This window comes from Treponema vincentii F0403 (assembly GCF_000412995.1).
GTDB lineage: Bacteria > Spirochaetota > Spirochaetia > Treponematales > Treponemataceae > Treponema > Treponema vincentii.
Genome location: NZ_KE332512.1, coordinates 1,891,760 through 1,905,469 on the forward strand (window position 1 = coordinate 1,891,760; position 13,710 = coordinate 1,905,469).

Sequence of the window (13,710 nt, forward strand, 5' to 3'; positions counted from 1 at the left end):
CCCATGAATTACGATGATGAAACGGAAGAGCGGGTATACCACCGCCTTAATGCCGATAAAATAGCCGGCTACCTTGAAGAAACCGGCAGTTTTGCGTCTTTTTTTGACCGTTATGAAGAGCGTCCTCCTCAGCTTGATCTTACCCGTGCTATAACCCATTGTTTTAACGACAGCGCTATCGGGGTGTTTGAAGCGGGAACCGGTGTCGGAAAGAGTTTGGCATATTTGCTGCCCGCCTTTGAATGGGCGCTTGCCAACAAAGTCAGAATAGTTATATCAACCGGTACTATAAACTTACAGCATCAGTTAATCGATAAGGATGTCCCCGACGCCTTAAAAATACTCGGCGAAAGACCCGAACAGCCTCAGGCGGTTCTCATTAAGGGGCGGCAGAATTATCTGTGTTTGCGGCGGCTCGTGCAGACGATACAGGAGCCGGATCTTTTTAATCAAGAGGCGGAAGAGCTTGCAGCCATCCAAAAATGGGCGCAGACATGCGAAGACGGCGCACGATCCGCCCTTCCGTTTATGCCGGCGGCGGGGCTGTGGGCAAAGATTTGCTCCGAATCGGATAACTGCCTTGGCCAGCGCTGCCCCTTTTATACCGACTGTTTTGTAATGAAGCTGCGTAAAAAGGCGGAAAAAGCGGCGCTCTTAATTGTAAATCATCATCTGCTCTTTGCAGACCTTGCCAGTAGAAAGGAAGGGGCTGGCTATGCTTCTACCGCCGTCTTGCCGCCGTTTAATGCGGTTATCTTTGACGAAGCGCACACGATTGAAGAGGCGGCAAGCGGATTTTTTTCGCGTACTTTTTCCCGCTATGACCTTACCCGCAGCATTACAACGCTTTCGCGGACTAAAAAAGGAAAGGCCGCCGGCTGCCTCGAAAAAATTACAGCCGTATCGACGAAAGCCGAGTTGATGCCTGCTATTCTCGATGCACTTGCCAAAATGCAGTCCTCTTATTCCGCATTGGAGGCGCAGGCGCTTTCGTTCTGCGGAAATGTCGGCAGCCTCAGTTTTACACAGGTGCCGGCATCGAAGACAGCGGCCTTGCTTACCGCCTGCAAGGATTTTTATGCGGAGCTGAATATCCTTAACGTCAAGCTGGCGGTGCTGATTACCAATGCCGAACCCGATGAAGGTTCTCCGTATGAAGAAGCTGTCCGTGAGGGTTCGATTGCGCTTCATCGTTTACAGGAAATTTCCGAAACGCTCGAAAACTTCTTCCGCTGGAAGGAGCTGCCCGATTATGTCTTTTGGGTAGAAAAGTATCAAAGCGCCGCAGGCGAAGTTCCGTATTTTAACCAAACGCCGGTTGATATGTCGGGTTTACTGAGGCAGGCGGTGTTTACGCCCTTCGATACCGTCATTGCGCTTTCCGCAACGCTGAAAATCGGCACAAGCTTTTCGTATTGGCTGGGGAGAGTAGGGCTGCACTCTTTTTCGGATAAACCTGTTCGCACGGGTACCTTTGAATCCCCTTTCCCCTACGATAAAAATGTATTGCTCAATATTCCGACCGATGCGCCGGCCCCCGACGACGAGCAATTTCAGCAATTCGTAAACACCGCCGTTACTAAATTGATCGAGATGACCGGAGGAAAAACACTCGTTCTGTTTACTTCTTACGAGTCGTTAAAACAAACCTGTGCACACGCCCGCAAGCAGCTTCCCGATATGGAGCTTTTGCAGCAAGGTGAGGACGACCGGAGTCGCCTCTTACAAACCTTTAAGGAACACATAGACAGCAGCTTGTTTGCAACCGCATCGTTTTGGGCGGGAATCGACGTACCGGGAGAGGCGCTCAGTCATGTTATTTTGGTTAAACTTCCCTTTGCCGTTCCGAGCGCTCCGCTTTTCCGCGCCCGTGCGGATGCCATCGAAAAGAGAGGCGGCAGCTCGTTTATGCAGTTGAGCGTCCCCGAAGCGGTTGTGCAATTCCGGCAGGGGTTCGGCCGGCTGATGCGTTCGCAGACCGACCGCGGCATTGTAACGCTGCTCGACAAACGGGCTCTTGTGAAGCAGTACGGCAGAATATTTATAGACAGTATCCCGCCGACAAAACAATGCTTTGCATCTTTGCAAGAAATAGTATATACTATCGAAAACTTTTTGTATTGACGGAGTTCCCATGCTTGGAATTTTTTGCATAATATGCTGTATCGGCGCGATAGCAGGATGGGCCTTATTAAACCGTGTTTTTTATGCCGTTTACCGCCCGTGGTGTAAAAAAATCAATATACATATTTCAACCGTTATAGCTCATCGTATTTTTTCAATTTTTGCCGCTTATTTGAATTTCCGCTTTAAAGGCGATTATACTCTCGTACCGCAGCTGCCGGAACAATATTTGCTGATTTCCAATCACCAAAGCATACTCGATATTGTCGTATATATGAACTACCTTGGCGGTAAGCGGGTGCGCTTTGTTGCAAAAAAGGAACTTGCAGATTACGTGCCCTTGGTTTCCGTTATGCTGAAAAGCGACGAGCACTGCATTGTACAGCGCACCGGCAGTCCGAGTCAGGCGATGCAGGCAATGGATTTATTTGCACAGCGGGTAATACGTAATGATTGGATACCCATCCTCTTTCCCGAAGGTACCCGATCGAAGAACGGCGAGGTCGGAACCTTTCATTCTGCAGGCTTTAGGCGGTTTTTGTCGAAGGCGCCGATGCCGGTGGTTGTCGCTGCGGTGGACGGAGGGTGGAACATTTCTTCGATAACGAGGCTTGCAACGAACTTGCGCGGAGGTGCATACCGGGTAAAAGCCCTTAAAATATATCCTGCGCCTACCACAAAAGAAGCGCAACTAAAAGTTTTGGCAGAAGGCAAAGAACTGATACAAGAACAGCTTCAGCGTTGGCGGGAACAAAAGAATTAATTGCCGATAGTGTTTACCGTTCAATAACCTTACATGGAAAACTTCTTTTTCATCTGTGCAAACATCTTGGCGATGTCTTCTTCCTCCGGTTCCGTTTCCGGCTCATGGTACTGCACCAGCTCCGCAGGAATTTCTTCCAAGAACGGCGAGGGGCTGCACTCCAACAAACCAGCCTGCCTGCGCCGAGTCCGGCAGCTCGTAATGATCAGCTTGTCGCGGGCACGGGTAATGGCGACATAGAACAGGCGGCGCTCTTCTTCCACATCTCCCGCATTTTCTTCCATACTACGGGCATGGGGGATAATGCCTTCCTCAGCGCCTGCAATAAACACCACCGGGAACTCCAACCCCTTCGCTGCGTGAATGGTCATGATATTCACCTCGCCGGTATCTTCCTCATTTTGATCATCGCGGCTCAACAGTGTGATGCGATTGAGGTAGGTATACAGCGAAGGGTCAAAGTTGTCAGGGTTTGTCTCCCACGTATCGATAGACTGCAAAAGGCTTTCGATATTCAAAAACTTAAAGCGCGCTGCTTTTTCGTTTTTCTGAAATTCCTGCGTCAGATAATCAAAATACTGAATGCGCTCCACGAGTTTCCGCACCTTGTTTGCCAAGCCCTTTCCCGAAAGCAGCTGTTTCCGCTCGGAACTTATCAGCTCAACAAATTCCTCCAAATCGGCAAGGCTCTTTTCGCGGAAGTCATCAGGCGGACGCTCAAGCAGCGCATGAATCGCCATGCGGATAGAGCACTCCTTTTCCGTTGCGATTGCGGAGAGCACTTCCAGTGTTTTCTTCCCAATGCCGCGCCGCGGTGTGTTGATAATCCGCAAGAGGTTAATATCATCGTCGGGATTCGCAATCACCCTCAGATAGCTGATAATGTCTTTAATTTCTTTGCGCTGAAAAAAGCTCGTGCCGCCGGACATTCGGTACGGAATGTTGGCATCAAGAAAGGCTTCTTCAATCGCGCGTCCCAAGCCGTTGGTGCGGATCAAAACGCCGAAGTCCGCATAGCTCCGGTTCTCGCGCATCTTCTCCGTAAGGATAGTGTCCGCAATAAAATCCGCCTCTGCCGCCTCATTCTCCGGGATAAAAATTTCGATGGGCTTACCGGAGCCGTTCCCCGACCACAGCGCTTTTTCCTTCCGATTAGTGTTGTGCGAAATCACTCCGTTCGCAGCCGCTAAAATCGTACCGGTGGAACGGTAATTTTGCTCAAGCTTAATCTCCACCAGATGCGGAAAGTCCTTTTCAAACAGGCGGATATTTTCGTAATTCGCCCCCCGCCACGAATAAATAGACTGATCATCATCACCGACCACGCAGACATTATCATCCGCAATCAAATGCATCATCTGATACTGCTGAATACTCGTGTCCTGAAACTCATCCACCATCACATACCGGTAGCGGTTCTTGTACACCGCAAGCACATCGGGATGTTCGGTAAAAAGTTTAATCGGCAGCATAATCAAATCGTCAAAATCCACCGCATTGAATAGCTTGAGCCCCGCCTGATATTCGTTGTACAGCGGACGATACACCGCCGTCTGCGCCGTAAAGTTTTTCTGCCCCGTCTTTATCTGAGAAAACAACGTCCCCACTCCGTACACATCGAGCGTTTCCGTCGAAATTTTCAGTTCCTTTGCCGACTCCTTAATCAGCTGATTGCGGTCTACCTCATCGTAAATGCTAAAATTCTGCCGCCATCCCAGCCGGTCAATATATTCCCGCAGGATTTTCACCCCCAGCGCATGAAAAGTACTAATCGTTAAATTCTGTAACTTCTTACCCGTCAGCTCTTTAATCCGCTGCTCCATCTCCCGCGCCGCCTTGTTCGTAAAGGTCAACGCCAAAATCTGCGACTGCGGAATCCCGCTTTCCAGCATATGCGCAATCCTAAACGTAATCACACGCGTCTTCCCCGACCCCGCCCCCGCAATAATCAGCACCGGCCCGTTAATCGTGTTGACCGCCTTCGCCTGCTCAGGATTCAAATTTTCCGTATTCATAAGACTGGGGAGTATAGCATAAAAAAAGAGAAAAAGGAACGGAAGAGTTAGGGCTTTTTGTTCGTTTAGTCGGTTATTTGGTGGGGGAAGTCTCCCCCTGCGCTCCATAAAAGTACGCCTTTTCTGTAATATCCGGGTAACGTTTTTCCGCTGCGCTGCAAAAGTTACTACTGTGTAGAACAAGCGGCGCACTTGTTATTGCGCTACCCCCTCGTCAAAAGTGTACATCCATGTTGCTTCTGAATTGACATCCTTGTCAATTTTTGAACGCGAGTTTCAGCTCAATACCGCCATGGATGGCAGAAAAATTATGAAATCTTTATTCCATTGCAAAAGAAGATCCATTATTACAGCATATTGATGATAATCTTGAATTAGTTCATGATGGAGAAATGACTTGGGAAGTTTTTGTAGACGAAACAGTTATAGATTTAAATAGTATGAAAATGAATAATATTACTCTGAATTACCTATTTTAATCTAAAAAGCATTATGATAGTATAATGGAAACCAATAAATTATAATTACAAAAGGAGGAACTTCCCCAATGTCTTATGAAACAGTTATTAATCAAGTAAAAATGCTGCCGGAGCCGCTATTGGTGTCAGTGTCAGCTTTTATTAAATTGCTTGAAGCAGAGCAAAATTGTGGGGTTACGGAAAATTATACTAAGCAAACAAAACCGAAAGATAAGCAAGCATTCTTTGCGTTAGCAGGGAAAATCCATCTGGATCAAGATGCAGTAACCGAATTACGCGAGGCAAGTTTGATATGATTCTGGTAGATACAAATATTATCATCGATTTTTGGAATAATCCTACAGCTGCTTCCGCAAAAATATTTTCTGAGAATGATATTGCACTTTGCGGTGTTATCAAAACAGAACTTTTACGCGGAAGTAAATCTGCGAATGACTTTGTACAAATACAAACAACTCTCGAAGATTTTTATTATCTGAATTTTGTAGAAAATGATTGGATTGCACTTGCAAAACAGTTTATAACGCTTAAGAAAAATGGACTTGTAGTTCCGTTTCAAGATGCTATAATTGCGTTTCTTGCAATAAAATATGATTGCGAAGTCTGGACAAATGATAAACATTTTAAATTGATGCAAAAGGTTCTTCCTGAACTTAAACTTTTATTGATAAGCAGATAAATAAGGCCGTATACCATCTCTAAAAAACCTCAGTTTTTAGAGATGCCTTCTAGTATTTATTATATAAGCCTTTTTTGATTTCTTTTAAAAGGAGATAAAAAAGCGAATTTTAGCCACTATAAAGGTGCCTGCTAGGAAGTTTGGTTTTCTTATTCCAGCGGAGCACCCTCTTTCCACGATTCAAAAATATACTCACGGGATTGATAAAAAAAATCCGTATTATAATTTGAAATTGCTCCGTCAATCCATGACGAATAAACGGAGACCAATGTGTCAATAATAAAATCAAGAGAGTTGTTCTCTGCACAAATATCTTCAATAAGGCGTTCGTATACTGCGCCGATTGTCCAATAATCCGGAACTGCATAACGGCACCGTAAAACATTATCAAAGTCTCCAGATGTTATATTATAAATGGATATAACTTCATCGGCAATTTTTTCAATCGGTTCGCAATGAAGCGCGTCTGCATCTTTATACAGTCTTTTTATATTGTTTTTCCCAAGTTGATTTACCAGTTTTGACCGTTCAATTTTGCAGAGGCGGCCGATATATTCCAAAAGACTGCACACATAAAATAACGAACTATTATTTTTCATCATATACCTCGTAAGCCGTCTTGAAAGTCAATGTCTCCAATGCTCGCGCTGTATGAAAACTTATCTGATGGGTAGGCTTTTTGAACTTTGCAAGTTCCCAAAATGCAGATCGGGAGATTTTACCATCAATGAAATCCTGAATATAATTGAAGATAGTATCGTTCGCCATAGGGCCTTCCACTATGTCATAATCATGAGATTTTCCTCTCCGGCAATCAATGATAAAATCAAGCCATTCTTCTGTCATCTCCGGAAAGTTCAACATTTTGAGAGAGAAATTCTGAACATATTCATATTCGTTCACTATCCCTTTTCCGGAGAATCTCACTGCCCATCTTTTGGCCTGCTCGCGCATGAGCGTACAATAAAACCCAAAGTAAAAGTCTTTACTATACCGGAGAATGCGGATTTCCGGGGTTTTTACAACTTCCCTGCTTCCGTGATACAGTATCATAAAACAGTTTCCTTAAAATTCGACAGCCGAACAAAATATCAATTTTGGAGGCGGGCGAATTGGTACGCGGTAGCGCACACGTCAATAAGCGATGTTTGCCGAACGGCAAACTCGACGGTTAACGAGGCAGCCTTATTTTGCTGCAGAAGTTATACCTTCCCTTTCTAAGTATTATAATTGAGATTTGTCTTTCTGAAAACATACTGTATTATCTGTAAAAAGGAAAGGTATCCCCATGATGGTATCTTACTTTCTGCTGGTATGTGCTGAAACTAATCTATAACTTCATTGTCTAATAAAATGGTAATCTTTTTAGGCGATCGGCAGAGGGGTTTCTTATACCATATTTTGATGATATAGCTATAATTAGTGCCGAGTAGGTTTATTATTCAGGAGGATAGCATTATGAGCAACCCATTAGTATTCATTTTAGAAAAAGCAGACCTTGCAGGGTTTCAAAAAGAATTGGAGAAAACGCAGCAATCAGCATTAGATATCCGTCTTGACGGTGTTAATCTTTTTACCGCGATTATTTTGTGTAATGCGCCGATCGATACAAAATTGAAACTATTTACGGCTGCTAAACGGCGGTACCTTACCGAGCATGATGATATTCAGCGGTATATCGATGAAAAACTTGAAGCAATGACACCCGGCATGAAAGAGCCGATAATCTGTAAAGCGATACCGTTTATGTGTCGGCATTTACCTTTTATGGATATCGAAACGCTATTGACCGGATTAAAACAAGAAGGCGTTGTTTTATCAGAAGAAGATAAAACAGTAATCAAAGATCACTCTGTAGCGCATAATCAATTTGCGCAAGAACGGATTAAAGATTTCTTTGAGCAGTTATAGCAGTATATAAAGTATCTACACGTAGAAGCATCCTGAACCACTGCTGGGACTGCCCGCAACGCCCCGTCTTTATTCGTGCGGAGAAGAGAATAGATATGCTATGCGCCCTGATCAGAATTGTAATTGAAAAAACCGTACCATAATTATGCGGTACGAGCGTATTTTAATAAAATTACAATGCTATTTGCAGCCTTTGTTTTAATGCGTTTTGCAACTCCTGTGAAAAATTGAGGTTTGCATTTTCCGCCGCCTCTGCAAGCCATGCCGGTAGCGTTACATTTTTACGAATACTTTTGTCTTGTATCAAATATTTCTTATCGGTTTTTATAAGAGTAACGAAATCAGCATCTTGCGGTTTTGTTATATTTTCAATTTCCGTAGCTGCCGGTAACGTTTCACCATCTTGCAGCATAAGATACACTCTTCCCGTTAATGCTTCCTCAGCCATTAGTAAGGCTTCTTGTAAAGTAGAGCCGCCGGTCGCCAGTTCTAAATCTTTGAAAACAACTGAATAACCGTCATCATCTTTATAGAAAAATGCAGGGTATATATACATTCTTTACTCCTTTAAGCCTGCTTGTTTCAAAATACTATTTACAACATAAAGGTAGAGCATATATAATGCACCGCCCGTTAAAAAGAAAGGTTTAATTGCAGGGATCGTTTCATAGAGAATTGAAGAAAACACTGCACAGCACAGCATAAGGCATAAAAAACCAATCAAACATCCGAAAACGAAGAGAACTCCTTTGCGGAAGCCATATTTGCTGGAATACATCATTGCGGCAATATTATTCGGTCCCGGAGTAATCGAAGTAAAAAATACAAAACTAAAAAAGGCAATGTAATTCATAGCTGGCTCCTGTTGTATTTGCGGATAGCTGCATATATTGTTATCCTAGCAGGCATCTTCTATATTATATATCACCGGAGGCAAAACAGCTTGAAAAATCACTTTTTTTTTGATTCATAATTGTCATACGATAGGGAAATAGCGGGGAGGAGCTGCCGTTTAGGCAAAAAAAAACCGCTCCAGGAGTATGCAAGATGGAGCGGTTTTAAAATAGAGTATAAATCATTCACACTTATCAATACTTTTACGAACGCCTTTGACTTATAACGACCTCCTTACAAGGAACTTCTTGTATGATTATATGTTAGCAAAAGATTACATTTATGTCAAGCAGATATAACAAAAAAGTAAAATAATTTCAGTTTTCCAAAAACGATTTCAATTCGCTAGCCCTATCGATGAGATTATGCTATAACACATATATGGAGGGAATTATGGCAGATGAATTCAGCTATGAAATTACGCAAAAATATGGGATTCTTTCTACTTCAAAAAGCGGATGGACGATGGAATTAAACTCGGTGGCATGGAACGGGCGCAGCCCCAAATACGACCTCCGCAGTTGGTCTCCCGATCACGAAAAAATGGGAAAAGGGGTTACGCTCACTACGGAAGAACTGACCGCGCTTAAAGCGCTATTGAACGGTATGCAGCTGTAACATCTTCCCTATAAAGAACCTCAAAAGCGAGCGGAGCTTTCAGAGGTTCTCCCGACTCAACAATCTCAAAAACATCTATTCTAAGGTAGAAAAGTGCATTAAAGCCGTTTTTGCCTCGTCGCCGGTTTTTTCAATCATTGATGAAAAGTCAACCAGCGAGGTATAGATAGCGTCCGTTTGCAAGTGGATTTTTTCAAAGGATTGGTCAAGTTCATCACTGGTGGCTCCAATGCCCGTAATGACGGTTACTACTTGTTTTATGGTTCCGCCGATATCGTGAGAGCTTTCCAATGCAGCAGCCGCAAGCCGGCTCAGTTCTTCCGCAACAACGGCAAAGCCTTTACCGGCATCACCGGCATGCGCAGCTTCGATCGCTGCATTCATACTGAGCATCTTTGTTTGTTCTGCAATACTTTCGATAATTTCAGACATTTCTTGAATTTTTGAAACGTTTTGGATGATAAACTGCAGATGCTCATGGGTTGTTTTGAACAGCTGATGGCCGGTTTTAAATGTTTCCACCAACTTTTTTGCCGTTTCAGAATCAGTACGGTGATTTTCAGCGGTTTGCTGTACCGAAGAAAGAACCTCTTTCATCTGAGCTGCCGATTGACGGTATCCGGCGCCTTCTTTTTCGGCTGCAGCCTGCATATTTTTATAGGTTGTTTGCAGATCGGTATGTTTCTTTTCCAGTAAATCATAGCTGCGTTGCAGATCGGCGATGTTTTGCTCCAGCTGCGTATTCCGTTCTATAAGCTCAGCCTTTTTTTCGGTAAAACCGGCATCTTTTACATCGGAGTGCATATTTAAATGAGAAGGATGAGAAGTTCTTTCGGTGCCTGCATAGTTATTCGATATTCCCATCGATGTCGGTATTCCCGCTTCATGGCTTCCGTCCGCATCGAGTAATTCTATGCCCGCTTCCTTTTCCTTAGCATATAACCCGGTATATAATCCGTTGCTGCCGGCTCTATTTTGTGCCGAATTGAAACCGATAGGACGTCCCGATTCGGCAGTATCGGTTTTAGGCCCTGCCTTGAGCACAATTTTCTTTTTTGCATTACGGGCGAGTAAGATTGTATAGACTGTTTGTATCAATGCCCATGTTACAAAAAGCCCCAGCAGCCATGTTACCGAAATCAGTATCCCTGAAAGAATTGTTGCCTGTTTCCGATAGCGAACGGCAGCACTGTGTAATGCGTTATACACCGTTTCAAAATTATTAACATGCGTCCCGAGCAGCACTTCAATAGCGTCCAGTTTTGTTTGATCAAACGGTTTCGGCTTTGCCGCGCCGAGCTGATTATAATCGTTAATTAAGTTGGTATATTCCGCATTTATTGAACGGGCTGAATCAAAATAACCCGCAAGACTGTTGCGCAGCGCCGCATCATTCTTCATATATTTTTCTGCGGCATATTCTACGGCAATCAGTGTAGGTTCATGTTGACTTAATGAGTTGATAACGGAGGAGGGAATATGCGTGTCGGCTATGCCGTAACGATAAATAACGCCGCGGATATAAAGCATATTACGTTCATAACTTGCGAGCTGCACAATCTGATATTCAAGCACATCCGCCGGTTTTGACATTTGCATAAAAGTTCCGGCAGCGATGAGCAGTAATAGCACCAGTATGCCCGATAAAATCCCGATTTTCAGTTTTATGTTCACAACAATATCCCTCAGCATAAGTATCGGAACATAATACGTTATTGATTAAAGAAAACTGATGTGGAGGGAGTTTGTCGGTTGTTTCAGCACTGATGTAACGGTCGTTTTGACGGGCAAGCGTATTGCCTTGTTTTCCAACCGTATAGCGGATAGACGGCTTTACACTATCTACAAGAACACTGCCGTTTACCGTCCAGCATACACTGGAGTAACCTACACAGGAGTCTGATTTATCTCCGCCTTGTACCCACAGCTCAATTTCGGTATGTTCAGGTACAATACTTTGATGTGGAATAAGAGCACCGGAAGCTGTGCGGCAGATCAGTTCCTTTTCATCATACTGTATTTCTATAGCTGCGAGTCCGTGAAATGCCTGTAGTAAAAGCCGGTATAACTCGTTATAGCTTCCGTAACTGCCTGCCGGATGATAGTAATCGATGACATACACCGGTTTACCGCCAATAAGCACCGTGTAAACCCGCTCGCCTACCTGCTGCACATTTGACGGATAGATATACCGGCTCTGCTCAAAGGTGCCGGCACAGTACAGTATCTCCGGAGCCTGACAAAGACTGTCGGTTATTTCGGTTTGAAAACCCGTTATATAAATAAAAAAGTTTGACAATTGCTAAGTACCCATGCAATAATAATAAAATAATGTAGATAAAAAAAAATTGATTAAGGAGGAAGCTCTATGCGAAAGATTCTCTGTATTCTGTGCGGACTGGTGATGTCAGCTGCACTGTTTGCGGAACTCGGCGCACCGAATTCGCTCGAAAGTGCCTTAACAAGCGGCGTATTCGATAATGAATTCGACACCCAGTTTACCCCGAATGCAGACTTCGGTACCTATGACCAGCATTTTATTTACGGCGGTTTAGGCAATCCGTTTGCAGGAAAGGACGCGGCAGATAAGACATCATCGCGCTCAGGAATACAGGCATGGACAAAACAACTGTTTGATGCGGAAGGTCCGATGAGGTTCGGCTATTATATGCCGGGCAAATTACCGATGTCCTTTTTTGCATCCTTCGGTGCAGGCGTTGTTGATAATTTGGGTAATTACAGCAAACTTATTACAGAGCGCCCCAAGGCAAAAACCGAAACCGAATGGACGGACGAAAGCCGTACACAGTTGGTATCTGTTACACAGACGGGATATTACCTAAAGCCCTTGTTTGAAAAGAGCCGTTTCAATTTTCAATACTTAATCGGCGTCGGTACAGGGTTGAATTTGGTAACCGGTTTGCAGTTTGAGTACGAACGCGGAAATTGGCAAACAGGTTCTACTCCCCATAGCGGCGGAAATTGGCAGTGGTGGGACAATGCCTATACTAAGGTTACCCGCAACAATGCCGATGACGCGGCGCTCAGTTATACCGAAAACAAGAAAGGTTTGGATGCAAGCGTTGCACCGAGCATTATCGACACCTCGTCGCTATTGAATAACCTACGTATTGCACCCTACAAGGCAGCAGCTTCAACAGGCGATGCCTTTACCATTAAGATTCCCGTTGCATTTTCTCTGGCAGGCTTAAATCACGTTGCTGCCCTATCCGTTAAAACCGATTTGGAAAATGCCGGCGGCGCGTATTACTTTAAACAGAACGGTGAAGAAAAGAACTATACCTCAACTATCACCAATCTTAAAAACGAAATACGCGGCGAATACGGTATCGAAATTCCTGCAGCAGACCGCGACAGCGATAGCTGGTCGGTAAACGCCGGTATCGAGTTTGACATAAAAACGAAGATGGAGCGCTGGAATTACAATTACACAGCCTCCGGCGTAAATGTTACCGGTAAGTATGCTGCCGATCAAAAGCCCGCCTTTGCTTTTAAGTTTGATGTGACAGGTGCCCGTATGTTAAAGTTTGTTTCTCCTCAGCGGTCAATACGCTTTAACATCAAACCTACCCTTAAATTTGAAGTAATAACCGGAATGGCTAAAAGACGTATTGCCGGACATGATTTCCGTGACGAAGGTTATGATACCACAGTAACTGCATCGGGCAGCGTAAACGGAACTAAGGTAACACACAGCAGAATTACCAAAGGTGAAAGAGGAACAGCTATAATAAGAACCGAATTTACATCTACCGCTTCCGTCCCGATGGGGCTTAAAATTTTACCGGAAGGTTGGAAAGTCGGATTCTTACTGGGTGCAACACCGGAGTTCTGGTATAAGGTAACAACGGCTTTCGATGATTCAAGCAAATATCAAAATCCTTCTATAACAGAACAAAATACCGTGAACGGAGCCGATGACGGAACCGGTTATACCAACGAAGCAAAATATCCCGGTAATATTGCGATAGGCGAATCGCTTAATACCGACTATACGTGGGGCTTTTCGGAAAGGCACACAATCGGGTTAACCGTACCGTTTGAAGGAGGCGCTCATCTGGATATCAGGGTTAACGGCAACTTGTTGGATATTGAAGGCTTTGCGGTTCAGGCATTTATCCCGCTTGGTACCGGTAGAAAAACCGCTGCTGCAGAATAGCAGAGCGTAATAGAGGATAACGCGCCGCTATCGGCGTACAAAAAACG

General features: G+C 44.3%; 14 protein-coding genes. 7 read left to right on the forward strand and 7 right to left on the reverse strand.

Features of this window, described 5'->3' with window-relative positions; genetic code table 11:
* The first annotated feature begins 3 nt into the window (after nucleotides 1-3).
* The gene (locus HMPREF1222_RS08570) at nucleotides 4-2,124 is read left to right on the forward strand and encodes an ATP-dependent DNA helicase (protein ID WP_016519062.1); all 2,121 of its coding nucleotides are present in this window, start codon (nucleotides 4-6) and stop codon (nucleotides 2,122-2,124) included.
* 10 nt (nucleotides 2,125-2,134) lie between these two features.
* Entirely contained in the window at nucleotides 2,135-2,887 is a 753-nt protein-coding gene (locus tag HMPREF1222_RS08575) for a lysophospholipid acyltransferase family protein (protein ID WP_006188448.1), read from the forward strand.
* A gap of 29 nt (nucleotides 2,888-2,916) precedes the next feature.
* On the opposite strand, the gene HMPREF1222_RS08580 is transcribed toward HMPREF1222_RS08575, so the two are convergent.
* On the reverse strand, nucleotides 2,917-4,902 hold the full coding sequence (locus HMPREF1222_RS08580; protein WP_038076625.1) for an ATP-dependent helicase: 1,986 nt from the start codon (nucleotides 4,900-4,902) through the stop codon (nucleotides 2,917-2,919).
* 547 nt (nucleotides 4,903-5,449) lie between these two features.
* Between HMPREF1222_RS08580 and HMPREF1222_RS08585 the strand changes: the two genes are divergently transcribed.
* Both HMPREF1222_RS08585 and HMPREF1222_RS08590 read left to right on the forward strand, forming a co-directional pair.
* Nucleotides 5,450-5,677: a hypothetical protein gene (locus HMPREF1222_RS08585; protein WP_016519064.1), complete on the forward strand. Its 228-nt coding sequence runs from the start codon at nucleotides 5,450-5,452 to the stop codon at nucleotides 5,675-5,677.
* Complete coding sequence (locus tag HMPREF1222_RS08590) at nucleotides 5,674-6,060, forward strand: PIN domain-containing protein (protein WP_016519065.1); 387 nt, start codon at nucleotides 5,674-5,676, stop codon at nucleotides 6,058-6,060. Before HMPREF1222_RS08585 ends, HMPREF1222_RS08590 begins: the two co-directional genes overlap by 4 nt.
* 149 nt (nucleotides 6,061-6,209) lie before the next feature.
* Here the strand turns inward: HMPREF1222_RS08590 and HMPREF1222_RS08595 are convergent, their stop codons facing one another.
* Nucleotides 6,210-6,662, reverse strand: a complete 453-nt coding sequence (locus HMPREF1222_RS08595; RefSeq protein ID WP_244870139.1) for a hypothetical protein — start codon at nucleotides 6,660-6,662, stop codon at nucleotides 6,210-6,212.
* Nucleotides 6,649-7,113: a DUF3990 domain-containing protein gene (locus HMPREF1222_RS08600; RefSeq protein ID WP_016519067.1), complete on the reverse strand. Its 465-nt coding sequence runs from the start codon at nucleotides 7,111-7,113 to the stop codon at nucleotides 6,649-6,651. Before HMPREF1222_RS08600 ends, HMPREF1222_RS08595 begins: the two co-directional genes overlap by 14 nt.
* Before the next feature lie 405 nt (nucleotides 7,114-7,518).
* Between HMPREF1222_RS08600 and HMPREF1222_RS08605 the strand changes: the two genes are divergently transcribed.
* Nucleotides 7,519-7,971 (forward strand): hypothetical protein, encoded by a 453-nt coding sequence (locus tag HMPREF1222_RS08605; protein ID WP_016519068.1) that lies wholly within the window; start codon nucleotides 7,519-7,521, stop codon nucleotides 7,969-7,971.
* 172 nt (nucleotides 7,972-8,143) lie between these two features.
* Here HMPREF1222_RS08605 and HMPREF1222_RS08610 read toward each other — a convergent pair whose 3' ends face one another.
* Together HMPREF1222_RS08610 and HMPREF1222_RS08615 are read right to left on the reverse strand one after the other, a co-directional pair.
* A complete protein-coding gene (locus HMPREF1222_RS08610) occupies nucleotides 8,144-8,527 on the reverse strand; it encodes a type II toxin-antitoxin system HicB family antitoxin (protein ID WP_016519069.1) in 384 nt (127 codons plus the stop codon).
* Between the two features lie 3 nt (nucleotides 8,528-8,530).
* Nucleotides 8,531-8,824: a LysE family translocator gene (locus tag HMPREF1222_RS08615; protein WP_016519070.1), complete on the reverse strand. Its 294-nt coding sequence runs from the start codon at nucleotides 8,822-8,824 to the stop codon at nucleotides 8,531-8,533.
* 434 nt (nucleotides 8,825-9,258) lie between these two features.
* Here HMPREF1222_RS08615 and HMPREF1222_RS08620 point away from each other — a divergent pair, with 434 nt between their 5' ends.
* Complete coding sequence (locus HMPREF1222_RS08620; RefSeq protein ID WP_016519071.1) at nucleotides 9,259-9,483, forward strand: YdbC family protein; 225 nt, start codon at nucleotides 9,259-9,261, stop codon at nucleotides 9,481-9,483.
* A 75-nt stretch (nucleotides 9,484-9,558) separates the two neighbouring features.
* Here HMPREF1222_RS08620 and HMPREF1222_RS08625 read toward each other — a convergent pair whose 3' ends face one another.
* Both HMPREF1222_RS08625 and HMPREF1222_RS08630 read right to left on the reverse strand, forming a co-directional pair.
* On the reverse strand, nucleotides 9,559-11,157 hold the full coding sequence (locus tag HMPREF1222_RS08625; protein ID WP_038076628.1) for a methyl-accepting chemotaxis protein: 1,599 nt from the start codon (nucleotides 11,155-11,157) through the stop codon (nucleotides 9,559-9,561).
* Complete coding sequence (locus tag HMPREF1222_RS08630) at nucleotides 11,051-11,782, reverse strand: hypothetical protein (RefSeq protein ID WP_016519073.1); 732 nt, start codon at nucleotides 11,780-11,782, stop codon at nucleotides 11,051-11,053. The genes HMPREF1222_RS08625 and HMPREF1222_RS08630 overlap by 107 nt, the downstream gene beginning before the upstream one ends.
* A 69-nt stretch (nucleotides 11,783-11,851) precedes the next feature.
* Between HMPREF1222_RS08630 and HMPREF1222_RS08635 the strand changes: the two genes are divergently transcribed.
* Nucleotides 11,852-13,663, forward strand: coding sequence for a hypothetical protein (locus HMPREF1222_RS08635; protein ID WP_016519074.1), 1,812 nt, complete (start codon nucleotides 11,852-11,854; stop codon nucleotides 13,661-13,663).
* The last annotated feature ends 47 nt before the right edge of the window (nucleotides 13,664-13,710 follow it).